Below are 24,873 nucleotides of genomic sequence, written 5' to 3' on the forward strand. Positions count from 1 at the left end.
CCTCACGCTCCTATCCGGACGACGATCTTGCCGGTGGTACGCCCGGCGGCCAGGTCCTGCAGGGCGGCGGGCGCCCCTTCCAGCGGCTCGACCCGGTTGACCGGCGGCCGGACGGCACCCGACGCGCACAGCGCGAACAGCGCCGCGTAGGCCGCGGCGACCTCGGCCGGCCGCTGCCAGGGATAGGCCGAGCCCCACGAGAGGCCGACGAGGGTCGCGTTGCGGGCGACCAGGCGCATCGGGTCGACCGCTGGCGGCGGCCCGGCCGCGGCGCCCACGGCGACGATGCGCCCCTCGAAGGCGAGGCAGTCCAGCGAGCGGGCGAACACGTCGCCGCCGACGGGGTCGACGACGACGTCCACGCCCGCTCCGCCGGTCGCGGCGTCGACGGCCGCGACGAAGTCCTCGGCGTGGTAGTCGATCGCGACGTCGGCGCCGTTGGCGCGGCACAGCTCGGCCTTCGCCGGCCCGCCGGCGGTGCAGATCACCCGGGCACCGCGGGCGAGCGCGAGCTGGGTCGCCGCGACGCCGACCCCGCCGGCGCCGGCGTGCACCAGCACGGTGTCCCCGGCGGACACCCCGGCGCGCTCCAGGCTGAACCACGCGGTCTGGTAGGTCACCGGGATCCCGGCGGCGATCACCGGGTCGAGCGCGGCGGGCCGCGGCACGAGCAGTCCCGCCTCGACGGTGACGGTCTCGCCGAGGGCGCCGTGCGGCAGCGCCGGGCAGCCGATCACCGCGCGACCGGCGTCCGGCCCGCTCAGCACCCGGCCGCTGAACTCGACCCCGGGCGTGACCGGCGGCTCCGGCCGCACCGGGTACGTCCCGCGGCACAGCATGACGTCGAGGAAGTTGAGGCCGACCGCCTCGACCGCGACCCGCACCTGGCCCGGACCGGGCTCCGGGTCGTCGGGCACGTCGGCGACGGCGAGCACGTCGATCGGCTCGCCGTCGTAGTGGGCGACGAGGCGCTTCACGGGCGCACCAGCTCGGCGTGGTGGTGGACGATCCGCCAGCCGTCGCCGGTGCGGCGCAGCACGTCGGTGACGCGCGTGACCGACACCTGCTCCGGCCGCTGGTCCTCGGCGCGGGAGTGCAGCTCGTAGCGGGCCACGCCGACGTCGCCCCACACGTCGATGCGCTTGGCCCGGGCGACCAGCTCGGCCAGCAGCGGCCGGCGGCCGGCGGCGTCGCGCCGGTCGCGGTACTCGTCCAGCTCGGCCCGGGTGCGCAGCGGCCCGGGCAGGTGCGACTCCCAGGTGGTGACGTCCGGGTCGAGGTGGGCGTCGAAGCGGCCCCGGTCGCCGGCGAGGAACGCGGCGTACATGTCGTCGATGGCGGCGGCGATCTCGTCGGCCGTCCCATAGGTCGTCCCGGTACGCGCCGTCACGGTCGCACCCCCCGTCGGTCGTCGCGCACCACGGCGCCCCCCTTCATCACCCACCGCACGTCCCGGAAGGCCGACGTGTCGGCGGCCGGGTCGCGGTCCATCGCGATCAGGTCCGCGAGCTTGCCCGGCTCGACCGTGCCCAGGTCCTGCTCGGCCCGCAGCCAGCGCACCGGCCCGAGCGTGCCCGCGTACAGTGCCTGCCGCGGGCCGATGACGGCCGACATGTGCTCCAGCTCGCGGACGGTCGCGCTGGTGCCCTCGAACTGCCAGAACGGCGGCATGTCGCTGCCCAGCAGCACCTCCACCCCGGCGGCGACGGCGAGCTCATAGCTCTTGAGGTGCCGCTCACCCGCGCCCAGCGACCGCTGCTGCATCCACTCCGGGACGCCCAGCTCGTCGAAGAACGCCTTGCACCGGGTGACGAGCAGGGTCGGCACGAGGGCGGTGCCGCGGTCGGCCATGAGTGCGGCCAGTTCCGCCGTCAGCTCGTAGCCGTGCTCGACACAGTCGAGGCCCAGTTCGACCGCCTCGGTGATGACCGGCGCCGGGCCGGCATGGGCGGTGACCCGCCGTCCCCAGTCGTGCGCGGTCTTCAGTACCGCCGCCAGCTCGTCGGGGTGCAGCTGGCGGGTGTCGATCGACTCGTGCTGGCCGGCGATACCACCGGAGATCATCACCTTGATCAGGTCGGCGCCGGCCCTGACCTGCTGGCGTACCCCGCGCCGGAACCCGTCGACGCCGTCGCACTCGAGGGTGTCGCTGCTCTCGTGGCCGTGGCCACCGGTGCACACCAGGGCGCGACCGGCGGTGAAGATCCGCGGTCCGGGCGTGCGGCCCGCCTCGATCGAACGGCGCAACGCGAAGTCGGCGTGGTCCTTCTCGGCGACGCAGCGGACCGTCGTCACTCCACAGTGGAGGGTACGCCGGGCGCCGTCGGCCATGTAGAGGGCCAGCTCGTGCGGGCCCATCCGCTTGAGCCGGTCGCCGGCCGCGCCCGGCAGGGTGAGCGACAGGTGGGTGTGCATGTTGACCAGGCCCGGCGTGAGCCAGGCGCCGTCCAGGTCGACCCGGGTCGCGTCACCGCCGGCCTCGGCCCGCACCCGCTCGCGGGGGCCGACGGCGGCGATCCGCTCGCCGACCACCCAGACGGCGGCGTCCTCGACCGGCTGGATTCGCCCATCGACGACCGTGCAGTTCTCCAGCAGCAGGCTCATCGGAAACCTCCATGGAAACCCCCGGCTTCAGCCGTGAGGAGGAAACGGAACCCCTGTGGGGCAGGGCAGGGAAACTCGATCCGCCGCCAAGGCGGATCGGCGTATACGCCCGTGTCACGGCAAGGTTCATCAATAAGCCTGCTACGTTGTGGGCTGTGTCCAGGGCTGTGAAGCGGGCGTTCAAGTACCGCTTCTACCCGAGCCCCGCCCAAGCCGCCGACCTTGCCCGCACGTTCGGGTGCGTCCGGCTGGTCTACAACATGGCGTTGCAAGCCCGTTCCGAGGCGTGGACACTGCGCGAGGAACGGGTCGGCTACAACGCCACCTCGGCCATGCTCACCGCCTGGAAGCAGACCGACGATCCGGCGTTCCTCAACGAGGTCTCGTCCGTGCCGTTGCAGCAGGCGTTGCGGCATCTGCAGGCGGCGTTCACCAACTTCTGGGCCAAACGCGCCAACGCGGCCCGCAACATCCTCGCGGAGGGGCTCTCCGTGATTGCCTGTGGAGGCGGTGTAAGACCTCAACGAGAGTCCTCTCGGACGGGGCAGTCGTCGGTGAAGCAGGAAACCCAGCGGGCGACCGCCGGAACCCCCCGCGTGTAGGCGTAGGGAGGAGGTCAAGGTTCCACTCCGTAGATCGTGCGGGCGGCGTCGGCGGAGACGTAGCCGTCGGCCACGTCCTCGCGGACCGCGTCCGGATGGCGCAGCGCGGGGTCGCCGTGTCCCCCGCCTCCGGCGGTCAGCACCGTCACCCGGTCGCCGACCGCGACGGTCGTGCGCCTGGTGCTCACGGCGCGCTCCTGCGCGGTGCCGGGAAAGACCACGACGCGGTTGGCCTCCGGGGCCGCGCCGCCGTCGCTCGCCCAGGGCCGGGACCTGGTCTTCTTGACCACCGACAGGAACTCGCCGGGGGTCACGAACCGGATGTCCCGGCGCAGCCCGGGTCCGCCGCGGAACCGGCCGGCCCCGCCCGAGTCGGTGCGGATCTCCATCCGCTCGAAGAACATGCCGGTCTTCGCCTCCAGCACCTCGACCGGCGTGATCCGGGCCTGGGTCTGGCACGGGTGGTTGGCCGGCCCGATGCCGTCGTGCCCGGGCGCCCCGCCCCAGCCGACCGGCTCGTTGTTCGACACCGCGAACAGCGATCCGGTGTCCGGGTGGACGCCGACCATCATGAACCCGGGCACGTCGCCGCCCGACGAGGCCGGCAGCCGGCCGCCCATGCCCTGCGCCAGCGCCTTGTAGATCAGCTCCAGCGCGACGGTCCCGGTCCACTGGGTGAACGTCGCGGCCGGGTAGACGGCGTGGAAGAGCGTGCCCGGCTCGGCGCGGACGACCAGCGGCGCGAAGTGGCCGGCGTTCGTCTGCTCGGTCGGCGTGGTGATCGCCTTGAACGCCACCCGGCAGGTGGCGATCGTCGCGCCGAGGGGCAGGTTGACCGGGCCCGGCACGGCCGGCGAGGAGCCGGCGAAGTCGACGGTGAACGTGCCGTCGGCGATCGTGACGGTGACCCGCATCAGGATCGGGTCGTCGGTGATCCCGTCGTCGTCGAGCCAGTCCTCGGCCGTCCACGAGCCCTGCGGCAGGGCGTCGACCGCCTCCCGGGCGGACTGTTCGGCGGCGGCGACGACGGCGTCGACCACCGCGCCCACCGTCGCCCGGCCGTAGGTGCCGAACAGCTCGGCGACCCGCCGCTCGCCGGTGCGCAGGCACGCCACCTGGGCGTGCAGGTCGCCGAGCACCGCGTCGGGCATGCGCGAGTTGAAGCGGATCAGCTCGTGGATCTCCCGGACCGGCTCGCCGTCCGCGAACACCCGGGTGCCCGGGAACAGCAGGCCCTCCTGGTGCACGTCGGTGGAGTCGAGCACGTAGCCGGGGTCCTTGGCGCCGAGGTCCATCCAGTGGGCCCGGACGCAGAGGAAGGCCACGAGCGCGTCGTCGACGAACACGGGCGCGAACAGCGTCGCGTCGTAGGCGTGCGCGGCGTTCCAGTACGGGTAGTTGAGCAGCACGATGTCGCCCGGTCGCAGCGTGTCCCGGCCGACGTACTCCACGCCCTTGCGGATCGAGTAGTCGTTGGCGCCGAGGAAGCGCGACAGGCCCGTCGACTCGGCGACCAGGCGCAGGCCGGCGTCGTAGATCGAGATGCCGAAGTCGTGGACCTCGTAGATGACCGGGTTGAACGCGGTGCGCACGAGCGCGGCACGCATCTCCTCGGCCGCGGCCACGAGGTAGCTGCGCACCACCTCGGCGGTGGCGCCGTCGACCTCAGGCATCGCCGACCCCGTAGACCTCTCGGGCCTGCTCCGGCGACACGTACCCCTCGGCGACGTCCTCGCGGACCAGGTCCGGGTCGCGCTCGCGCGGGTCGCCGTGCCCGCCGCCACCGGCGGTCAGCAGCGTGACCCGGTCGCCGGCGGCGACGACGGTGCGCTTGGTGCTGACCGCCTGTTCCCGGTCGGTACCCGGGAAGATGATCACCCGGTTCGCCTCCGGGGACAGCCCGCCGTCCAGCGCCCACGGCCGGGACTTGGTCTTCTTGATGACCGACAGGAACTCCCCCGGCGTGACGAACCGGATGTCCCGGTGCAGGCCCGCCCCGCCGCGGAACCGGCCGGCCCCGCCCGAGTCGGTGCGGATCTCCATCCGCTCGAAGAACATGCCGGTCTTCGCCTCCAGCACCTCGACCGGCGTGATCCGCCCGGTGCTGCCGGAGACGTGGGTGGCGGCGTTCATGCCGTCGTGGTGCGCGGTGCCGCCCCAGCCGACGGGCTCGTTGTTGGAGACCGCGAACAGCGACCCGGTGTCGGGGTGGATGCCGACCATCATGAACCCGGGCACGTCGCCGCCCGACGAGGCCGGCAGCCGGTCGGGCATGCCCTGGGCGAGTGCCTTGAGGATCAGCTCGACCGCGACGATGCCGGTCCAGAGCGTGAACGTCGGCTGCGGGTAGACGGCGTGGAACAGGGTGCCGGGCTCCGCCTTCACCACCAGCGGCGCGACGGTGCCGGCGTTGGAGGGCTGGTCGGCCGACGTCAGCGACTTGAGGATGACCTTGCAGATCGCCTCGGTCGCGCCGTAGGGCATGTTCACCGGCCCGGCCACGGCCGGCGACGACCCGGCGAAGTCGACCGTGAACGTGCCGTCGGCGATCGTGACGGTCACCTGCATGTGGATCGGCTCGTCGGTGATGCCGTCGTCGTCGAGCACGTCCTCGGCGGTCCAGGAGCCCTGCGGCAGCGCGGCCAGGGCCGCGCTGGTGCGGGCGGCGCCGTCGGCGATCATCCGCTCGACCGTCGCCTCGACGGTCGGCCGGCCGAACTTCTCAACGATCTCCAGCAGCCGGCGCTCGCCGGTGCGCAGCGCGGCGATCTGCGCGTGCAGGTCGCCCATCACCTCGTCGGGCATGCGGGAGTTGAACCGGATCAGCTCGTGGATCTCGCGGACCGGCTCGCCGCGCGACACCACCTTGGTGCCCGGGAAGAGGATGCCTTCCTGGTGTACGTCGGTGGAGTCGAGGACGTAGCCCGGGTCCTTGGCGCCGAGGTCCATCCAGTGCGCGCGGACGCAGAGGAAGCCCAGCAGCGGCCCGCCGGGCTCGAACACCGGGGCGAACAGCGTCGCGTCGTAGGCGTGCGCCGCGTTCCAGTACGGATAGTTGAGCAGCACGACGTCACCCGGGTGCAGGTTCTCCCGCCCGACGTACTCCACGCCCTTGCGCAGCGAGAAGTCGTTGGCGCCGAGGAAGAACGTCAGTCCGGTCGCCTCGGCCACCAGGCGCAGGTCGGCGTCGTACAGCGAGAGCCCGAAGTCGTGGACCTCGTAGATGACCGGGTTGAACGAGGTGCGGATGAGCGTCGCGCGCATCTCCTCGGCCGCGGCGAGCAGGTAGGAGCGCACGACCTCGGCGGTGGCGCCGTCGAGCCCGGTCATGCGGCCTCCGCTTCGCTCCGGCCGCACGACCTCCGAGCTGAGCCCATGATGACCGGCCTCTCCGCTTCGCTCCGAACCGGTCATCGCGCACGCACCAGCAGGTAGCCGTGCGCGTCGACCGACACCCGCTGGCCCGAGGGGACCACCGTCGTCGACGTGCCCTCGTCGACCAGCGCCGGACCGTCGAACGCGTCACCCGGCGCGAGCAGCGACCGGTCGTAGACGTCGAACGGCACGACCGCACGGGCACCGAAGTCGAACGCGTCCCGGCGCCCGAGCAGCGCCCGGGCCGGATCGCCGTCGCCCGGCGGCGGCTCGACCAGCGTCGGGCTCGCCGTGCGGCCCACCGCGCGCAGCCGCAGGTTCAGGATCTGCAGGCGGTTGGCCATCGCGTGGCCGTACCGCGCGGTGTGCAGCTCCTGGAAGGCGGCCCGCACGGCGTCGGGGTCGAGGGTGTCGCGCCCGATCGTGACCGTGAGGCTGTGCTCCTGCCCGAGGTAGCGCAGCTCCAGCTGCCGCTGCAGGACCGCCAGTTCCGCGGGCACGCCCTGCGCGCCCAGCGAGGCCAGCGCCTCGGCCTCCACCTCGGCGAACCGCGCCTCGACGGCGGCCGGCTCGACCTCGTCGAGCGGCGTCATGAGGGTACGGCTGAAGTTGTCCTCGATGTCGGCGCTGAGCATGCCCCACGCCGAGAAGCCCGACGGCGCGAACGGCACGATGACCTCGGCGATGCCCATCTCCCGGGCGAGCAGCGGCGCCAGCAGCGGCCCGGCGCCGCCGAAGGCCAGCAGCGAGAACTGCCGCGGGTCGCGGCCGCGCTCGACGGTGATCTGCCGGACCGCGCCGACGGTGCGCGCGAGCAGCACGTCGAAGATGCCCGCGGCCGCCGCCTCGACGGGCAGCCCGAGCGGCCCGGCCACCTGCTCGTCGAGGGCCTTGCGGGCCGCGTCGGCCTGCAGCCCCATCTCGCCGCCGAGGAACCGGTCGGGGTCGACGTAGCCGAGCGCGACGGCCGCGTCGGTGACCGTCGGGCGGGTGCCGCCCCGGCCGTAGCAGACCGGGCCCGGGTCGGCGCCGGCGCTCTGCGGGCCGACCTTGAGCAGCCCCCGGTCGAGCCAGGCGATCGAGCCGCCACCGGCGCCGATGGTGCGGATGTCGTACGTCGGGATCAGCAGCGGGAAGTGCTCCAGCTGCGCCTCGTGGGCCGCGACCGCGCTGCCCTGCTCGATGACGCACGCGTCGAGCGAGGTGCCCCCGATGTCGAAGGTGAGGAGGCTGTCGCGGCCCAGCGCGCCGGCGAGGTAGGCGGCGCCGACGATGCCGCCGGCCGGCCCGCTGAGGACGGTGTGGGTGGGCGAGCGCTTGGCCGCCTCGCTGGTCATCGACCCGCCGCCGGAGCGCATGATGAGGAAGCGCCCGGCGAAGCCGCCGTCGGCCAGCCCCTGCTCCAGCTCGTCGACGTAGCGCTCGAAGATCGGGCGGATGTACGCCTCCAGCACGGTGGTGCTGGTGCGCTCGTACTCGCGGTACTCCCGCGCGATGTCGGTCGACAGTGAGAGGCTGACGTCGGGGTAGCGCTCGCGGATGAGGGCCGCCGCGGCGCGCTCGTGCGACGGGTCGAGGAACGCGTGCAGGAAGCAGATGGCGATCGACCGCACACCCTGCACCTCGACCAGCTCGTGGGCCGCGGCCAGCACCGAGCCGGCGTCGAGGTCCTCGACCACGCGGCCCTTGTAGTCCAGGCGCCCCTTGACCCCGGCCGTGTGCCGGCGCTTCACCAGGCTCGGCGGGCGCTCGTACTGGAAGTCGTACATGTGGTCGGAGGGCACGTTGCCGCGCCCGATCAGGAACACGTCCCGGAAGCCCTCGTTGGTGATGATGCCGGTCGCCGCGCCGCGGCGCTCCAGCACCGCGTTGAGGCCCAGCGTCGTGCCGTGGATGAACAGCTCGACATCGGACAGGTCCGTGCCGAGCGCGGCCACCGCGGCGAGCACGCCGTCGGCCGGGCGGGCCGGGGTCGTCGACGCCTTGCGGAACCGCACCCGGTTGGTCCGGGTGTCCAGCTCCATCGCGTCGACGAAGGTACCGCCGATGTCGACGGCCAGCCTGAGGCTCACACCAACTCCCCAATCTCCGGCACCCGCCAGCAGGCGGCCCGGCTCTCCCCGTACTGCTGCAACTGCTGGTCCTCGCCGCGGCACCGGTCGGTCACGAACGGGCACCGGGCCGCGAGCGCGCACCCGGCCGCCGCGTCGGCCTCCTCCAGGTCGCGGACCAGGGTCACGCCGCGCGACAGCAGGGCCCGCGTGTAGGGGTGCCGCGGCCGCGCGAAGACCTCCTCGACCGGCCCCTCCTCGACGATCCGGCCGAGGTAGAGCACGACGACCCGGTCGGCGAACCCGCGGACGGTGGCGAGGTCGTGCGAGATGAACACCGAGCCGTGCGAGCGGTCCGCGGCGACCTCGTCGATCACCGCGAGGATCTGCGCCTGCACGGTCACGTCCAGCGCCGACGTCGGCTCGTCGAAGACGATCAGGTCCGGCTCGGCGACCAGCGCGCGGGCGATGCCGACCCGCTGCGCCTGGCCGCCGCTCAGCTCGTGCGGCCGGCGGGCCAGGATCGAGCGGTCCAGCTCCATCCGGTCGAGCACGGCGGCCGCCCGGCCGGCCCGCTCGGCCGCGGGGAGGCCGAGCGCACGCAGCGGCTCGCCGATCGCGTCCTCGACGGTCCGGCGCGGGCTGAGCGAGCCGATCGGGTCCTGGAAGACCAGCGAGCTGCGGGCCGCCGTGACGCTGCCGCGGGTCGGCTTGGCGAGCCCCACGATGAGCCGGGCGAGGGTCGACTTGCCGCACCCGCTCTCGCCGACGACGCCGATCCGCTCGCCCTTGGCGACGGTGAGGCTGACCCCGCGCAGCGCGTGGTGCCCGCCGCGGCCGAAGCGGCTCTTGTAGACCACGTGCGCGTCGTCCACGACGAGCACGGGCTCGGCGTCCGCGGTCGGGGCGGCCCGGCGGGCCGGTGTGCCGACCGTGACGTCGGTCGCCTGCCCCGCCTCGACGGCGTCGTGCAGCGGGTGGAAGCAGGCCGCCGTCCAGTACCGGCCCTGCTGTGCCGGCCGCGGGCGGGCGGTCCGGCAGTCGTCCTCGGCGTGCGCGCAGCGCGGCGCGAACGGGCACGCGGCCGGGGCCTCGCGCAGCAGCGGCATCCCGCCCGGCGTCACCACCACGGGCCGGCCGTCGAGGTCGGGCACCGAGCGCAGCAGTGCCCGGGTGTACGGATGCGCCGGCGCGGTCAGCACCTGCCGGGCCGGGCCGGTCTCGACGACGGTGCCGGCGTAGAGGACCACGATGCGGTCGCACACGGCCGCGATCGCGTTGATGTCGTGGGAGACCAGCAGCACGCCGCGGCCGTCGGTGTCGGCGGCGCGGCGGAACTGGCGCAGGATCTCGGCGGTCAGCGTGACGTCGAGGCCCGTGGTCGGCTCGTCGGCGATGAGCAGGCGCGGCGCGCACCCGGTGGCGAGCGAGATCATCACCCGCTGGGCCATGCCGCCGGACAGCTCGTGCGGGTAGGCGCCGAGGCGGCGGCGGGCGCTGCGGATGCCGACCGCCTCGAACAGCTCCAGCGCCGCCCCACGGGCCCGCTCCCGGTCCAGGTCCTGGTGGGTCCGGAGCCGGTCGACCAGCTGCCGCCCCGCGGTCCGGGTCGGGCTGAGCGCGCCGCGCGGGTTCTGGAAGCACATCGCGGCGCCGTGGCCGCGGTGGTGGGCCAGCCGCTCGGCGGACATGGTCAGCACGTCGATGCCGTCGAAGCCGACCCGGCCGGTCGCCACCGAGCCGGTGGGCAGCATGCCGACGATCGCCCGGCCGACCATGCTCTTGCCGCCGCCGCTCTCCCCGACCAGCCCGACGACCTCGCCGGCGTCGACGGTGAACGAGACGTCGCTGAGCGCGGCGACGCGGCCGCCGATGACGACGGAGAGGTTGTCGATCGAAAGCAGGCTCACGTGCGGCTCCTCACCGTCGGACCCGGTCGGCGCGCTCCTGCAGGCCCTCACCGAGGAGGCTGAAGCCCAGGACGCAGACGAGCAGTGCGATGCCGGGCGGCACCGAGGTCCACCACCGGCCGGCGACCACGTCACCGGTACCGAGGCTGATCATCGCGCCCCACTCGGCGTCGGGCACCGGGATGCCCAGCCCGAGGAACGACAGTCCGGCCAGGGTGAGCATCGCCCAGCCGCAGTTGAGCGGGGCGATCACCCGCACCGGGGTGATGCTGTTCGGCAGCACGTGCCGCCAGAGCAGCCCGATCGTCGAGGCGCCGGAGGTACGCGCGGCGTCGACGTAGGTCAGGTCGCGGATCGTGCGGACCTCGGCGCGCACCAGGCGGGCATAGGCCGGCGCGTTCACCAGCGCGATCGCGACGGTCAGGTTCACCGGCCCGCTGCCCAGCAGGGCGGCGACGGCGAGCGCGAGGATGAACGTGGGGAACGCCTGGAAGATGTCGGTCAGGCGCATCAGGACGTCGTCGAGCCAGCCGCCGAAGTAGCCGGCGACCACGCCGAGGAGGCTGCCCAGCACGACGGCGACGACGACCGCGGCGACCGCGATGCCGAGGTCGACCCGGCCCGCGTACAGCAGCCGGCTCCACACGTCCATGCCGTTGACGTCGGTGCCGAACAGGTGCGCGCCGCCGGGCTCGGCGAGGGTGGGCGCGTCCGTGTCGATCTCGTTCGGCCCCCACGCGGTGAGCAGCGGGCCGAGCAAGACGGCCAGCGCGACGACGGCCAGGATCCCGGCGCCGGTGGCCACCAGGACGGTGCCGAAGCGGCCGTCGCGGTTCTCCCGGCGCCGGCCGGTGCGCAGCAGCGCCATCAGATCCTCACCCTCGGGTCGAGCATGGCGTGCACGACGTCGGCGATCAGGAACACCACGACGTAGCAGAACGCGATCACCAGCACCGAGGCCTGTACCACCGGGTAGTCGCGGTAGAGCAGGCCGCGCAGCGCCCACTGGCCGAAGCCCTGCCAGGAGTAGACGTACTCGATGAGCACCGTCGAGCCGATGGAGAAGCCGAAGACGAGGGCGGCCAGCGACGGCAGGCGCACCAGGGCCGCCCGCACCAGGTAGCCGCGGCGCAGCAGCCGGCCGGGCAGTCCGTGGGCCTCGGCCGCCGCGTACGGCTCGGACCGCAGCACCTCCAGGGCCGACGCGCGCACGCTGCGCAGCAGCGGGGCCACGATCACGATGACGAGCGTGAGCACCGGCAGCACCAGGTGCCACAGCGCCGAGGTCAGCGCCGGCATGTTGCCGGTCAGCAGGGCGTCGAGCGCGTCGGCGCCGGTGACCGGGGTGAGGTCGGTGTCCGGGTCGACGCGGCCGCTCGGCGCCGGGAACCAGCCCAGGCCGGCGTAGCCGACGAGGATCAGCACCAGGCCGAGCCAGAACTCCGGCATCGAGTTGCCGATCAGCGCGAGCACCCGGATGCCGTGGTCGCCGGCCCGGTTCGCGTGCCGGGCCGACCACAGGCCGACGACGGTGGCGATCACCATGGCGATCGCCACCGCCAGCACGACCAGCTCCATGGTGGGGCCGATCCGCAGCGCCATCTCGCCGCCGACCGCCTGCCCACTCTGGATGGACGTGCCGAAGTCCCCGGTGAACAGGCCGCCGAGGTAGTCGGTGAACTGACGCCACAGCGGCCGGTCGAGGCCGAATCGGGCCCGCGCCGCCGCCTCGTCGGCGGCGGTCGCGTTGGGCCCGAGAATGGTCCGGATCGGGTCGCCGGGCAGCACCCGGACCAGCAGGAATGTCAGCACGACCACCCCGAGCAGGACCGGAATGAGCTGGAGCAGCCGGCGGGCGACGAACCGGAGGACGCGCATCTACGCCGACGCACCCAGGTAGCGCAGGCGGGCCAGGCCGTCCATCGGCTGCACCCAGCCGGCCACCGACTCGCGCACCGGCAGGTTGAAGTTGGGCTGGCAGATCACGACCCACGGCACGTCCTGCGCCATGGTGTCCTGCACCTCGACCCAGAGCTGGTTGCGCGCGCCGGTGTCCACGGTGGTGTGCGACTGCTGGTAGATCTGCTCGATCTTCGGGTTGGTGTAGTTGGCGTAGTTGAGCGCGGCGCCCTGGACGAAGCTCGTCGCCAGCATGTACTCCACGTCGTTGACCCACAGCTGGCCGGACGTGATCTGCAGCGGGATGTTCTTCTTGCCGCGCCGGTCGGCGAGCGTCGCCGGGTCGAGCGGGGTCAGCTTGAGCTCGATGCCGGCCTTGCGGGCCTCGCTCTGCACCAGCACCGCGATCTGCTGCTGCTCGTCGTTGTCGGTCTGGAAGACCAGCTCCGAGGTGATCGACGTCTTGCCCGACGCGGCGAGCGCCGCCTTGGCCTTGTCGATGTCGTACGTGTACGGGTACCCCTTCTCGGAGTATCCCGGCATGTCCAGCGGCACGACGCTCTTCGTCGCCCGGGCGTCGCCGCCGTACACGTTCTTGATGATCTGCTCGTACGGCGTGGCGTAGGCCAGCGCCTTGCGCACGTTGACGTCGTCGAACGGCGCGGTGGTCGTCGACATCTGGATGGCGACCTGCGAGTTGCTGGCCGCCGAGAGCACCGTGATGCCGGAGGCGCTCTTGAGGTCCTTGATGTCACGCGGGCTCGCGCCCAGCGCCACGTCGATGTCGCCGGCCTGCAGCTGCAGCCGCTGGTTGGCGGCGGCCGGCACGACCGAGATGCGGATCGTCTTGGTCTTGGCCGGGTCCGGGCCCGGGTAGGCGTCGTTCGCGGTGAGCTCGATCTCCTGGCCCTGGGTGGCCTTGGTGACGTTGAAGTAGCCGCCGGTGGGCGGGTTCTTGGCGAACCACTCCTTTGCCCACGGGTCCGCGTCGGTGGCGTGCTTCTTCGCCTCGACGGAGTCGAAGACGTACAGCGAGATGGCCTGGATCTGTTTGGTCAGCGCGCTCGGGAAGTCCTGGTGGAACTCGACCGTGTAGTCGTCGACCACGACGACCTGCTCGGGCTTGGTGAGTCCGATCGTGCGGTAGATGCCGGCGACGTTGGACTTGGCGGCGAACGCCCGGTCCTTCGACCACTTCACGTCGGCGGCCTTGAGCTCGTTGCCGCTGGGGAACTTGACACCCTTGCGCAGCTTGAGCGTCCACACCTTCTTCTCGGCGTCCGGCTCGAAGGACTCGGCGAACGTCGGCATGACGTTCTCCGTGTCGAGGACCCGGCTGCCGCCGACGGTCTTCACGCCGTAGTCGATCATGTATGGGAAGACGTTCTTGTACAGCATCAGGGCGGTCAGGTCGAAGCCGACGAAGTCCTGGTCCCAGCTGCTGATGTAGCTGGACACCGCGATCTTCAGGGTCGACGACTTGGCGCCGCCGGAGGCTGACGACGAAGGGTTGTTCTTGCTGCCGCTCGCGCAGGCGCCGGTGGCGAGCAGAAGCGCGCCCACGCCGCCGAGCTGGAGTACTGAGCGGCGGGAGAGAAGGGGAGAGTCTGCCATGTTCACTCCTCTGTTAGCCCGACCTGCTCGATGTTCTATCAGGCATGAGTTCAGTGAACAAGATGCGTCCCGTAGTGAACAGCGAAGATACTGCTCATGGCGGCACTGTCCGGCCGTACGGGGGATGCCTCGGATCAGGTTTGTTCACGGGATTTCACAAGCACGAAACCGCGGTCTGAGCGGCCCGGGGCAGCGGTCAGCGGGTCCGCGGGCGCCCGTCAGCGTCCGGGGAGCCGCAGTGCGCCGGCGCCCAGCAGCTTCGCGCGCTGCACCTCGCTAGTTCACCGTCGGCCTTCCGCATACCTCGCGCTTTTCCGACTCCACAGCGGCGACCATTTCAGGGGCCTGCTGGCCAACTCCGAAATCACTCCTCACACAACCATCGCTCGGCGCCGGGAAACGGCCCAGGTTCTTCAACCATCGGCTGCCCGGCCACCATCACCGACCGAATCAGACCGCATCGACGAACAAACCCCACCGCCGCCGCGCCCTGGAGATCGCCCTGGTTACGCCCAGGTTACGGACGACGTTGCTCAACTACCCGACATTGCTCGCAGTGGTCCTTTCTTCGGTGCATCAGGACCGCGTCGGTGATTGTTCCCGGCCGATTTCCGGCACGAGTCGTTTCAGGGCACTCACGAGTGTGCGCTCCATTGCGTGCGACAGCGACGGAGGCCGAGGTCGACGAAACGGATCGAAGCCCATTGCGCCGGCGGCCGGGGTGGTCGTCCGCGACGAGCGGCTCGGCCAGGCCCCGGAAACCGCCGGTGTCCTGCCGGTGAGCGGCGGCCGGCGATCCGGCGACGGACCGTGCCCGCCTCGCGACCCGCTCACAGCCGCAACGCCGCCGGGTCTTGCGTGCGACCGGGAGGCCGTGCAGACTGTTCGTTGGAGATAGATGTGCTCGGATGCCAGGCCGGTCTGGGCAATTCGGCGCGTGTCGCGGAGCACGCAGGACGGGACCGTGTCCTTTCCTTATTTGTTCTCCGCCGCCGGTGGCTGCACTCATCGAGTCACCCACCCCGTCGCCGGCGCAGAATTCGGACCACTTCCGCCCCGGACGAGCCGGGATCCGTCGCCGTAGGCACACCACAGAATCGTGTACGCCGAATGAATTGTTGTGTCCGGAGCCAGCCGCGGGTCCAGCCGTGCATATCGTGCGCAGCATCCTGGTAAAGCGATGGTGGATACACCACAATCCATATGCTAATGTGCGCCCCGACGGCCGATCAAAGTGATCGACTGTTGCAAATCTCGTCGTCGGGAGGTGCCTCCACCACCTGCGGCGGCGGCAACTGCTGCTGCACCAGCTGCTGCTCGTGGTAGTGGCCAACCCACACCACGCCAACCAGTGAAGGGGAACCAGCCATGCTCAGCTTCTCCGGCCAGATCGGCACCACCGCCACCGGCGGCCTGACCGTCACGGTCGCTCCGGGCGCCTCCACCACCTGCGGCGGCGGCAACTGCTGCTGCACCAGCTGCTGCTCCTGGTGATCCGGCCCTAGCCGGTCACCTCCCGCGCATCCGTATCGGAGTGAGATGCCCTACCGCCGCACCAGGGAAGAAGTCGAGGAAGCGCTCAAGGACCACGACTACCTCCGGGCGGTCGGCAGCTTCGCGATGCAGCACACGATCGTGTCGATCTATTCGTCATCCACGGTCGTCCGCACTCCAGACTCTGTGGTGCGGGGTCGATGGGCGACCGGGGATGACGCCTTCGCCGGTGAGGAGCTGCTCCTCAACTACCGCACGGACAACGCCCGGCTGGGCTTCCAGATGGGCATCGGCCGGTTCTACGAGGCGGATGCGGTCCTGTCGTCCTGCCACGCCGACCTCGAAGAGGACCTGCGTGACGTCATCGAGCTGCCGGCCACGAAGCCCATCCGCACGGGCCTGACCGCCGTGGTCAGCGAGCGGCGCAGCACGCGCGCGTTCACCGGCGAGCCGATCTCGATGGCCGACCTGTCGGCGTTGCTGTTCCACTGCCAGGGCAGCACCGGAAGCCTGCCCTACGGCAATCCGGCCGACCCGCACGGCGTGATCCGGCTGCGCACCGTCGCGTCGGGCGGCGGGCTGTATCCGGTGACGCTGTACGTCCACGCCTTCAACGTCGCGGGGCTCGCACCGGGCGCGTACGAGTACCTGCCGCACGCCCACGGGCTCGCGCCGGTCGCGCCGCATCCGCAGCTGCCTGCGGCGCAGGTGCTGCGCTCGCCCGATCTGGACGTGGAGCGCAGCGGGTTCGCGCTGACGTTCGTGTACAACCTCTACGACAACTCGCGCAAGTACGGCGACGGCGGTGTCGTGTTCGGGCTCATCGAAGTCGGCGCGATCCTGCAGAACCTGCACCTGGCCCGGACCGCGCTCGGCCTGGCCGGATGCGACCAGGGCGGCTACGACAAGCAGATCATCGAGAAGATGCTGGACCTGGACGGCCTGAGCAGCCACGTCGTGCACGTCACCATGGTCGGGCAGGGAGAGTAGGCAGTGAGCGAAGACGAGCACGTGGCGGACGGCTACCGGCTGGCGAGCACGGCGCGCCTGGTCGAGGACGGGGCCGGGCGGTTCCGCGTCCGCACCGGGGTCTGGAACTTCGAGGAAGCGGTGATCGACGTCAGCCGCGAGTCCCCGGCGGTGGCGGCCACCGTCCGCGCCGCGCTGCGCGCGGCGGCGACCGGGCCGGTTCGCGTCGCCGACCACCTGGATCCGGGGCTGCTGCCGATCGAGTCGGCCAACATCGAGCGCCTCTTCGCCGACCTGGCCCAGGCGGGAATGTTCGTGTCCGCCCGGGACCGCGACAGCCAGGACGCGGTGACCGCGGCGCTGCTGGGCCGGATGGTGTCGCCCTACCCCGGCGACGGTGAGCCGCCGAGCGGTGAGGTCGCCTTCCTGTCGGACTCCGCCGCGGCGACGGCACAGGCCGAGCACCTGGCAGCGGGGATGCGACTGCGGCTGGCACCGCTCGCACCCGAGACGGTGGAGCACCTGGCGGCCGCCGACCTCACCTCCCGTATCGACGGGCTGGCCACCGAGCAGGCCGTGGCCGACCTGATTCCGGCGCTGACCGGTTCGGCGGCGCTGGTGACGTGCCTGCAGCGGCCGTCGTTGCCGCTGCTGCGCAACATCAACCGCGTGCTCGAGAGCCGTGACGTGCCCTGGGTGTGTGCGTTCATCGACGGGCCGTTCGTGTCCGTGGTGGGCATGAAGTCCCCGCACACCGGCTGCTTCGAGTGTTTCGAGCAGCGGGCGCTGGCGCGGCTCGAGGACCACGTGTCCTACCACGACTTCGCCCGCTCGCCGGTCGGCGCCGCGGCGCCGCGCGCGGCGGACGCGCCGATGATGAGCCTGGTGACCACGATGGCGCTGACCGAGGGCTACCTGCACGCGGCAGTAGGGGTGTCGCGGCTGTCGGGCCGGGTGCTCAGCGTGCACCTGCCCACGCTGGAGATCCAGACGCAGGACCTGCTGCGCATGCCCGCGTGCCCGGCCTGTGGCAAGGTCTCCCGCCAGCGCGTGCGTGAGATCAACTTCAACAGCCGGGCGGCCGTGGACCGGATCGTGGGTGGGGTGCTGCGGTGACCGGCCTGACGCACTACCCGCCGATGACGCGGCTGCTGAGGCGATACCGGCACCTGGGCGCGAACCAGACCGGCATCATGCCCGGGTTCTTCGTCGCCGTCGCCGACGTCCCGGGCGAGCCGCAGATGCGCGCCATGACCGCGACCATGCCGCACTATCACCGTCTGATCATGGACGACCCGCACCTTCAGGTGCAGTATCACCTGAGCGGTTACGGCCTCTACCAGGAAGAGGCCATGATCAAGATGATGGGCGAGAGCGTCGAGCGGTACGCCGCGATGGTCGCCATCCGCCTGTTCGACCACGACTTCCGGTACGCCTCACGCCGGGAACTGTCCCGTGAGGGCGAGTGCCTGCCGCTGGAGTACCTGGGCATCCTCGACCCGGAGCAGCAGCGCATCCTCAGCTCGCGGCTGCACCGCTACGCCGACCGGCCGCCGACCGAGGACGACGTCATCGCGTGGGTGCGCTGCCCGGCGCTGACCCGGCCGGGCGAGGACCTCTGGGTCCCGGCGCAGCTGTTCTTCCTCGGCTTCACGACCTCGGCCACGCGCGGCGACCTGCTGTTCACGCCGTCGTTCTCCACCGGCACGGCCGCACACGTGAGCCTGGAGAACGCACTGCGCAACGCGCTGATCGAGGCCGTGCAGATCGACTCGTTCATCCTCAACTGGTACACCCCGAACCCGTCCCCGGCGGTGGTCATCGACGATGACGACGCGCTGCGGGTGCTGGACACGATGCGGCTCGGGCCGGACTCCGACTACCGGGTCAAGGCGATCCACCTGACCCGGCCCGATCTGCCGTTGCCGACCATCGGTGTGTACATGGACCGCAAGACCGACGCGCTGCCGATGCTCAGCTTCGGGGTGCAGGGCGACGCGGACCCGCGCTCGGCGCTGCTGCGCGGGGCGATGGAGAGCGCGGCCATCCTCGGCCTGGGCATGTACAGCGCCATCTTCGACACGACCGCGGTGCACGCGGCGACGAACACCTCGCCGTACCTGGACCTCGACTCCAACGTGCTGTTCTACGCCGGCCCGCAGGACGCGGAGCACAAGCGTGCCATCGTCGCCGACCGGTTCAGCGGCTCGGTGAAGCTGTCGGAGATCGCCCCGCTGTCCGGGCCGTCGACGCTCGAGTCGCTCATCGCGATGGTGGCCGGGGTGAGCCGCTGGGCGACCTACCTCGACATCACACCTCCGGAACTGGCCGACACCGACTGGAAGGTGGTCCGTGTCCTCATCCCCGAACTGCTGAGCATGTGCCTGCCGGGAATGCCGCCCAAGGCCCATCCGCGCATGCTCGCGCACGGCGGAGTGACGAATGACCACCCGCACCCTCTGCCTTAGTGTGCTGGTCCTGCTCTGCGCGGCGTTCCCGGCGCAGGCGTTCCGGCTGACCCTCGCCGGCGTGGTCGGCGGCACCGGCACACCCGGCTGGGCGCCGCGCCGCCTCGACCGCGCCGTGACCGGGCAGCTGGTCTTCGCCGTGGCGCTGATCGCGACGGCGGCGCTGGCGGCCACGCTGGCGCCCATGCGATGGGAGCTCTCCTCGCCGGTCGACTGGCGCTGGTACGCCGCCGCCGTCGTCTTCGGAGCGATCGCGCCCGTGCTGGAGTGGGCCGCCGGCGCGGGGCTGGTGGCGATCCGGCACCGGCGGCTCGCCCGCATCGCGCTGCACCGTCTCGCGGGCGGCCGGTCGGCCTGGGTGGTGCTCGCCTCGGTCGGCGCCGCCGCCGCGGAGGAGGTGCTGTTCCGCGGCGTGGCGCTGCACCTGCTGGACGATGTCCTGGGCTGGCCGGCCGCGGCGGCGCTCGCGGTCACCGCCGTCGTCTACGGCCTCAACCACCTGTACTTCGGCGCCATGACCGTCGCGCAGAAGACCCTCACCGGCGTCGGCTTCGGCCTGCTCTACCTGCTCGCCGGCCACAACGTGCTGGTGCCCCTGGTGGCGCACGCGGTCCAGAACATCGTGGTGCTCACCGTGCTGCCCCGCAGGGAGGGCGCGTGACCCGTGATGCGGCGGTGTTCGCCGCGACCGCCACCGTCGCCACCGCGGTCTGGCTCGCCCTGTACCGCCTGCCCTTCCGGCGCAACCGCACCCGCCAGCGGGTCCGCATGGCGGTCGCCGGCCGCACCGGGCTCCCCGGCAGGTACGTGTTCCCGATCCTGGGCACCCTGATCTACCTGGCCGGTGGCGTGCTCGCAGCGGTCGTCGTCATGTATGCCGGCGACGTCAGCCTGGCCGGCCTGGTCGTCTGGCACGTCACGCCGCACGGCGTCGGCCTGCTGCTGCTCACCGCCGTCGGCGCCAGCGCACTGACCGCGTTCGCGATGTCCACCCTCTACGCCCTGCGCCCGCGCATCGACGTGCCCGGCGCGGTCACCGGCGTCCGCTGGATCACCGAGATCCTGGCGCTGCCCCGGCTGTGGCGCTACGCCGTCCCGGCGGCCAGCGCCGCGGTCGAGGAGTTCTTCTTCCGCGGCGTGTTCCTCGGCGGCCTGCTGGCCACCGGCGCACCGGTCTGGGCGGCGATCGCGATCAGCGGCGCGGTGTTCACCGCCGGCCAGGTACTGCTCACCGAGACAGCGCTGCAGGCCACCGTGCTCGCACTGTCCAGCGCCGTGCTCGCGGTGGTGTGCGGGCTGCTGGTGGCCGTCGAAGGCAGCGTTCTCCCGGCGATCGTGGTGCACGCCTCGTTCGCCGCCTACTACACCCAGACCAGCGCGCGCCGGGCCGCACCCGTCGCGGCCGCAGTGCCCCGATGAGGAGGCCCGATACCGGTGACCGAACAAGCAGCCGAACCATTCGTCGACGCCCGGAACATCACCGTCCGCTACGGTGACCTGACGGCCGTCGACGGCGTCGACCTGAGCGCCGCCAAAGGCCAGGTCGTGGGACTGGTCGGTCCCAACGGCGCCGGCAAGACCTCGTTGCTGGAGTGCGTGGAAGGGCTGCGGAAGCCCGCCACCGGCACGATCCGGGTCGGCGGCTTCGACCCCGCCGCCGACCGGACCCGGATGACCCGCATCGCCGGCGTCCAGCTCCAGCAGCTGGTCTACCCGCCCCGCGCCACCGTCGAGGAGATGTGCCGGCTCTTCGCGTCGTTCTACCCCGACCCGGCAGATCACCGCGAACTGCTCGACCGGTACGGCCTGAGCGAGCAGCGGCGCAGCCAGGTCGTCAAGTTGTCCGGCGGCCAGCAGCAGCGCCTGTCGCTGGTCCTGGCGCTGCTGAACAACCCGCAGGTCGTCTTCCTCGACGAGCTCACCAACGGACTGGACCCCGCCGCCCGGCGCGTGGTCTGGGACGAGCTGCGCCGCCGCAACGACGAGGGCCTCACGATCGTGCTCACCTCGCATCACATGGAGGAGGTCGAGTACCTCTGCGACCGGGTCACCGTGCTGCTCAAGGGCCGCATCGTCGCCACCGGCACGCCGACCGAGCTGATCCGCGACCACGCCGGCGACACGGCCCGGCTCGTGCTCGACGGAGCCGGTGGTGACCGTGAGCTGCGCGACGCCCTCACCGCACTCGGGGCCGGCGTACGGGTACAGCAGGCCGGGCAGCGGCTGCTCCTCGACGTGCGACCGCCGCGCCGGGCGGAGGTGGACCGCCTGCTGGCCGACCAGGGCCGCACGCCGCGGGTGCTGCCGCCCTCACTCGACGACGCGTACCTGAACCTGACCGGACAGGCCGCCGGACCGGCCTCGAGCGAAGCGGACAACGTGAATGTTTCCTAGCGTGCTGGCGTTCGAGTCGAAGCGGATGCTGCGGAACTTCCCGCCGCTGTTCTTCGGCCTCGCGTTCCCGGTCATGGTGCTGGGCATCTTCGGCGGCATCTACGGCAACGACCCGTCGGATCTGTGGGACGGCCTCGGCACCGTCGACGTGTCCGTCCCCGCCTACGTCGGCCTCGTCCTCGCCGTCGCCGGGCTGATGAGCTTCCCGCTCGGCATGGTCGAGTACCGCTCCCGCGGGTTCCTGCGCCGGCTCCGGGCCACCCCCGCCCGGCCCACGGCGTTCCTCACCGCACAGCTGCTGGTCAACATCGTCATCTGCGTGCTGGGCATCGGCCTGCTCATCGTCGTCGGCGCACTCGTGTTCGGGCTGCACGCACCGGCCCGGCCGCTCGCGTTCGCCGGCATCGCGCTGCTGTCCGGCGCCGCCATGTTCGGTATCGGCCTGCTCATCGCCTCGATCGCCCGCAGCGAGCAGACGGCGCTGGTCATCGCCAACCTGATCTACTTCCCGATGATCTTCCTGACCGGCGCCACCGTCCCGCTCGAGCTGATGCCCGACTGGATGCGGAGGATCAGCGACGCCCTCCCGTTGACGTACGCGATCGAGTTGTTGCAATGGGCCTGGCTCGACCGTGGTGACTCGATCGGCGTCGCCCTCGCGGTGCTGGGCGGCACCATCGTCATCTGCGCCGCCGGCGCCGCCCGGCTGTTCCGCTGGGAGTGAACCCCGTCGTCGACCGGACCGTGCAGGCCACCGCGTACGCCGCGGCGGCCTGCCGGGCGGCGGAGAGCCGCCGTCCCCGTCCGCGGCTGTCGGACCCGCTCGCCGAGCTGTTCGCGCCCAGCGGCGCGGCCGCACAGGTCGCGAGGCTCGCCGACGCCGGACTGGACGAGGTCGTCGGCCGTACCGTCCTCATCGACCGGATGCTGGCCGAGGCGCTGGACCGCTGGCCGGGGGCCGCGGTGGTGAACCTCGGCGCCGGCTTCTGCACGCGGCCGTACCGGATGCGGCTGTCCGGATGCCGCGAACTGGTCGAGGCCGACGACCCGGGCGTCGTCGACCTCAAGAACCGGACCCTGCACGGCCGGCAACCCGGCTGTCCGGTACGCCGGGTCGGCCTGGACGCCCGCGACGAGACCGCGGTGACCGCCGTGGTGGACGGGACGGGACGGTCCGGCAAGGTCATCGTGCTCACCGAGGGCCTGCTGGTGTACCTGCCGACCGCGGCGGTCACGGCGTTGGCCACCACCCTCGCGGACCGGCCCGCGGTCGTGCGCTGGCTCGCCGACATCGTCAGCGAGGGCTCCGCCGAACAGATGCAGACCCTCGCCCGGCGCGTCCCGGGCGGACTCACGCTCTTCGGGCTGGACTCACTGGCCCCGCTGGAGGAACCGGGCTGGCAGGTGGTGGGCTACCGGGCCCTGCCGGCGTCGCGACCCAGGTACGGCCCCGCTCCCGGCACCTCCAGCCGTGCGCTCGTCGACGGCGTCGTCGCCCTCGACCGGCCGGACTCCGGCAACTCCTGATCAGGGAGCGCACCCGATCAACGTCCGAGGAACCGCAGTGCGTTGGCACCCAGCAGCTTCGCGCGCTGCGCCTCGCTCAGGAAGCCGGCCCGGTCGACCACCGCACCGACCGGGCGCTCGCCCAGGGGGTACGGGTAGTCGCTGCCGACCATGACGCGGTCCTCCCCCAGCGTCTCGACCAGCAGCCGCAGGGCGGCCGGGTCGAACACGACGGAGTCGACCGAGAAGCGGTCGACGTAGTGCGACGGCGGGTGGGCCGAGCGGCCCCGGACCACGTCGCCGCGGCGATGCCAGGCGTTCTCGGCCCGGCCGAGCCAGAAGGCGAAGCTGCCGCCGCCGTGCGCGAAGCAGATGCGCAGCGACGGTGGTACCGCGTCGAAGACGCCGCCGAGGATCATCGCCACGATCGACAGGTGGGTCTCGGCGGGCATGCCGGTCAGCCAGCGGGCCATCCACCGGTCCAGGCGCGGTCCGGCCGGCATGTCCCACGGATGCACGAACACCGGCGCGCCGACCGCCGCGCAGTGCTGCAGGAACGACACGATGCCCGGATCGTCGAGGTCACGCTCGCCGACGTGGTTGCCGATCTCGACGCCGGCGTGCCCGTTGGCCAGGCAGCGGTCGAGCTCGGCGCAGGCCGCGTCCGGGTCCTGCAGCGGCACCTGGCAGAACGGCACGAACCGGCCCGCGCCCTCGGCGGCCAGCTTCAGCGTCAGGTCGTTGAAGATCCGGGCGACCTTGACCGCCTGCGCGGCCGGACGCTCGTAGGAGAAGAACACCGGCGTCGGCGAGATCACCTGCAGGTTGACGCCGTCGGCGTCCATGTCCTCCAGGCGCGTCGGCGCGTCCCACGCCGCCGGGCCGACCGGCCGGAACTCGGTGGACCCCACCATGATCATTGCCGCGCGCTCGGAGTCGACGCGCAGCCACGGCCACCCGGTGCCGCCGCACTCGGCCGCGAGGTCCGGCCAGCCGAACGGCACCAGGTGGGTGTGGACGTCGACCCTCATCCTTTCCCCGGATGCACGGTGCCGCACTGCGTGCAGGTCCGCGCCTGCTCGTCCGCGTAGAACGCCTGGAACACCGGCGGCAGGTCGACCACGATGTCGCGGACCTGCAGCTCGACCTCGTGCACCTTGTTCCCGCACGACGGGCAGTACCACTGGAACTTCTCCAGGGTCCCCTCCTCGCGCACCCGCTCCACCACGATGCCGATCGAGCCGGCCTCACGCTGCGGTGAGTGGGGCATGTTGCCGGGCAGCAGCCACATCCCGCCCTCCTTGATGTGCACCGTGTCGGGGCCGTCGGGTGTCATGACGTCGAGGTGCATGTTGCCCTTGATCTGGTAGAAGAACTCCTCGTACGGGTCCACGTGGAAGTCGGTGCGCTGGTTGGGCCCTCCGACGACCATCACGATGAAGTCCGACCCGGTCGGGAACAGCTGCTTGTTGCCGACGGGCGGCTTGAGCAGGTGCTGATTCTCGGCGAGCCAGTCGGGAAAGCTCACCGGGGACATGTCAGTCATCTCCACCTCCACGGGGGATCAGCGCGACGGCCTGGATCTCGATCAGCAGGTGCGGGTGTGGCAGCTGGTGTACCGCCACGGTCGTGCGGGCTGGTCCGGTCTCGTCGAAGAACTCGCCGTAGACCTCGTTGTAGCCGCCGAAGTCGTTCATGTTCACCAGGTACGTGGTCACCTGCACCACGTCGGCGAGCGACGCGCCGACCGCGGCCAGGATGCCGTCGATGTTGCGCAGCACGGCCCGCGTCTGCTCGCGGATGTCGAGGCTGGTCGTGCCCATCGCGTCCACCGACGCCCCGGCGATGGTGTTGTCGGGCCGGCGCGACGAGGTGCCGGAGACGAACGCGAAGCCACCCGCGACCTTCACGTGCGGGAACCGGCCGCGCGGCCGGGCCGCGCCCTCGACGATCACGACAGCGCCCGCAGGGAGGCGGTGCCCAGGCC

The 24,873-nt window shown here is 71.9% G+C and carries 23 protein-coding genes; 9 read left to right on the plus strand and 14 right to left on the minus strand.

The features are described 5' to 3' along the window. Positions 1 to 2 precede the first annotated feature (2 nt). From ABZS66_RS30280 to ABZS66_RS30290, 3 genes are read right to left on the minus strand one after another with little or no spacing between them, the layout of a single operon-like run. Positions 3 to 977 carry a zinc-binding dehydrogenase gene (locus tag ABZS66_RS30280; RefSeq protein WP_354763546.1) on the minus strand — a complete coding sequence of 325 codons (975 nt, stop codon included), beginning with the start codon at positions 975 to 977 and terminating at the stop codon, positions 3 to 5. Further along, complete coding sequence (locus ABZS66_RS30285; protein ID WP_354763548.1) at positions 974 to 1,390, minus strand: nuclear transport factor 2 family protein; 417 nt, start codon at positions 1,388 to 1,390, stop codon at positions 974 to 976. The genes ABZS66_RS30280 and ABZS66_RS30285 overlap by 4 nt, the downstream gene beginning before the upstream one ends. Continuing rightward, complete coding sequence (locus tag ABZS66_RS30290) at positions 1,387 to 2,604, minus strand: amidohydrolase family protein (RefSeq protein WP_354763550.1); 1,218 nt, start codon at positions 2,602 to 2,604, stop codon at positions 1,387 to 1,389. The genes ABZS66_RS30285 and ABZS66_RS30290 overlap by 4 nt, the downstream gene beginning before the upstream one ends. Before the next feature lie 155 nt (positions 2,605 to 2,759). On the opposite strand from ABZS66_RS30290, the gene ABZS66_RS30295 reads away from it, so the two are divergent. Then, complete coding sequence (locus ABZS66_RS30295) at positions 2,760 to 3,206, plus strand: transposase (RefSeq protein ID WP_354763552.1); 447 nt, start codon at positions 2,760 to 2,762, stop codon at positions 3,204 to 3,206. A 14-nt stretch (positions 3,207 to 3,220) separates the two neighbouring features. Here the strand turns inward: ABZS66_RS30295 and ABZS66_RS30300 are convergent, their stop codons facing one another. From ABZS66_RS30300 to ABZS66_RS30335, 8 genes are all read right to left on the minus strand, one after another. Next, positions 3,221 to 4,879 (minus strand): hydantoinase B/oxoprolinase family protein, encoded by a 1,659-nt coding sequence (locus ABZS66_RS30300; protein WP_354763554.1) that lies wholly within the window; start codon positions 4,877 to 4,879, stop codon positions 3,221 to 3,223. Continuing rightward, positions 4,872 to 6,536, minus strand: a complete 1,665-nt coding sequence (locus ABZS66_RS30305; RefSeq protein WP_354763556.1) for a hydantoinase B/oxoprolinase family protein — start codon at positions 6,534 to 6,536, stop codon at positions 4,872 to 4,874. Before ABZS66_RS30305 ends, ABZS66_RS30300 begins: the two co-directional genes overlap by 8 nt. Positions 6,537 to 6,616: 80 nt before the next feature. Then, positions 6,617 to 8,653, minus strand: coding sequence for a hydantoinase/oxoprolinase family protein (locus ABZS66_RS30310; protein ID WP_354763558.1), 2,037 nt, complete (start codon positions 8,651 to 8,653; stop codon positions 6,617 to 6,619). Continuing rightward, the gene (locus ABZS66_RS30315; protein WP_354763560.1) at positions 8,650 to 10,542 is read right to left on the minus strand and encodes an ABC transporter ATP-binding protein; all 1,893 of its coding nucleotides are present in this window, start codon (positions 10,540 to 10,542) and stop codon (positions 8,650 to 8,652) included. Before ABZS66_RS30315 ends, ABZS66_RS30310 begins: the two co-directional genes overlap by 4 nt. A gap of 10 nt (positions 10,543 to 10,552) precedes the next feature. Next, positions 10,553 to 11,410 carry an ABC transporter permease gene (locus ABZS66_RS30320; protein WP_354763562.1) on the minus strand — a complete coding sequence of 286 codons (858 nt, stop codon included), beginning with the start codon at positions 11,408 to 11,410 and terminating at the stop codon, positions 10,553 to 10,555. Continuing rightward, a complete protein-coding gene (locus ABZS66_RS30325; protein WP_354763564.1) occupies positions 11,410 to 12,420 on the minus strand; it encodes an ABC transporter permease in 1,011 nt (336 codons plus the stop codon). The genes ABZS66_RS30320 and ABZS66_RS30325 overlap by 1 nt, the downstream gene beginning before the upstream one ends. Then, positions 12,421 to 14,055 carry an ABC transporter substrate-binding protein gene (locus ABZS66_RS30330; RefSeq protein ID WP_354763566.1) on the minus strand — a complete coding sequence of 545 codons (1,635 nt, stop codon included), beginning with the start codon at positions 14,053 to 14,055 and terminating at the stop codon, positions 12,421 to 12,423. It lies immediately after the preceding gene. Positions 14,056 to 15,284: 1,229 nt separating this feature from the next. Then, a complete protein-coding gene (locus tag ABZS66_RS30335; protein WP_354763568.1) occupies positions 15,285 to 15,530 on the minus strand; it encodes a hypothetical protein in 246 nt (81 codons plus the stop codon). A gap of 64 nt (positions 15,531 to 15,594) precedes the next feature. Here ABZS66_RS30335 and ABZS66_RS30340 point away from each other — a divergent pair, with 64 nt between their 5' ends. Genes ABZS66_RS30340 through ABZS66_RS30375 form a run of 8 tightly spaced genes read left to right on the plus strand, consistent with a single transcriptional unit; the run spans position 15,595 to position 22,907 of the window. Continuing rightward, positions 15,595 to 16,539, plus strand: coding sequence for a SagB/ThcOx family dehydrogenase (locus tag ABZS66_RS30340; protein ID WP_354763570.1), 945 nt, complete (start codon positions 15,595 to 15,597; stop codon positions 16,537 to 16,539). A 3-nt stretch (positions 16,540 to 16,542) separates the two neighbouring features. Then, positions 16,543 to 17,634, plus strand: coding sequence for a TOMM precursor leader peptide-binding protein (locus ABZS66_RS30345; RefSeq protein ID WP_354763572.1), 1,092 nt, complete (start codon positions 16,543 to 16,545; stop codon positions 17,632 to 17,634). After that, positions 17,631 to 18,986: a YcaO-like family protein gene (locus tag ABZS66_RS30350; protein ID WP_354763574.1), complete on the plus strand. Its 1,356-nt coding sequence runs from the start codon at positions 17,631 to 17,633 to the stop codon at positions 18,984 to 18,986. Before ABZS66_RS30345 ends, ABZS66_RS30350 begins: the two co-directional genes overlap by 4 nt. Beyond that, on the plus strand, positions 18,961 to 19,647 hold the full coding sequence (locus ABZS66_RS30355; RefSeq protein WP_354763576.1) for a CPBP family intramembrane glutamic endopeptidase: 687 nt from the start codon (positions 18,961 to 18,963) through the stop codon (positions 19,645 to 19,647). The genes ABZS66_RS30350 and ABZS66_RS30355 overlap by 26 nt, the downstream gene beginning before the upstream one ends. Continuing rightward, the gene (locus ABZS66_RS30360; protein WP_354763578.1) at positions 19,644 to 20,405 is read left to right on the plus strand and encodes a CPBP family intramembrane glutamic endopeptidase; all 762 of its coding nucleotides are present in this window, start codon (positions 19,644 to 19,646) and stop codon (positions 20,403 to 20,405) included. The genes ABZS66_RS30355 and ABZS66_RS30360 overlap by 4 nt, the downstream gene beginning before the upstream one ends. Before the next feature lie 15 nt (positions 20,406 to 20,420). After that, positions 20,421 to 21,380: an ABC transporter ATP-binding protein gene (locus ABZS66_RS30365; RefSeq protein WP_354763580.1), complete on the plus strand. Its 960-nt coding sequence runs from the start codon at positions 20,421 to 20,423 to the stop codon at positions 21,378 to 21,380. Between the two features lies 1 nt (position 21,381). Continuing rightward, positions 21,382 to 22,104 carry an ABC transporter permease gene (locus tag ABZS66_RS30370; RefSeq protein WP_354763582.1) on the plus strand — a complete coding sequence of 241 codons (723 nt, stop codon included), beginning with the start codon at positions 21,382 to 21,384 and terminating at the stop codon, positions 22,102 to 22,104. Next, positions 22,101 to 22,907 carry a class I SAM-dependent methyltransferase gene (locus tag ABZS66_RS30375; protein WP_354763584.1) on the plus strand — a complete coding sequence of 269 codons (807 nt, stop codon included), beginning with the start codon at positions 22,101 to 22,103 and terminating at the stop codon, positions 22,905 to 22,907. Before ABZS66_RS30370 ends, ABZS66_RS30375 begins: the two co-directional genes overlap by 4 nt. Positions 22,908 to 22,924: 17 nt before the next feature. Here ABZS66_RS30375 and ABZS66_RS30380 read toward each other — a convergent pair whose 3' ends face one another. The 3 genes from ABZS66_RS30380 to ABZS66_RS30390 are packed head-to-tail and all read right to left on the minus strand — an operon-like array spanning position 22,925 to position 24,838. Beyond that, positions 22,925 to 23,917 carry an amidohydrolase family protein gene (locus ABZS66_RS30380; protein ID WP_354763586.1) on the minus strand — a complete coding sequence of 331 codons (993 nt, stop codon included), beginning with the start codon at positions 23,915 to 23,917 and terminating at the stop codon, positions 22,925 to 22,927. Continuing rightward, positions 23,914 to 24,432 carry a 3-hydroxyanthranilate 3,4-dioxygenase gene (locus ABZS66_RS30385; protein ID WP_354763588.1) on the minus strand — a complete coding sequence of 173 codons (519 nt, stop codon included), beginning with the start codon at positions 24,430 to 24,432 and terminating at the stop codon, positions 23,914 to 23,916. The genes ABZS66_RS30380 and ABZS66_RS30385 overlap by 4 nt, the downstream gene beginning before the upstream one ends. Beyond that, a complete protein-coding gene (locus tag ABZS66_RS30390; RefSeq protein WP_354763592.1) occupies positions 24,425 to 24,838 on the minus strand; it encodes a RidA family protein in 414 nt (137 codons plus the stop codon). The genes ABZS66_RS30385 and ABZS66_RS30390 overlap by 8 nt, the downstream gene beginning before the upstream one ends. Between the last annotated feature and the right edge of the window lie 35 nt (positions 24,839 to 24,873).

Origin of the sequence: Dactylosporangium sp. NPDC005572, assembly GCF_040605515.1 — a bacterium.
Classification (GTDB): domain Bacteria; phylum Actinomycetota; class Actinomycetes; order Mycobacteriales; family Micromonosporaceae; genus Dactylosporangium.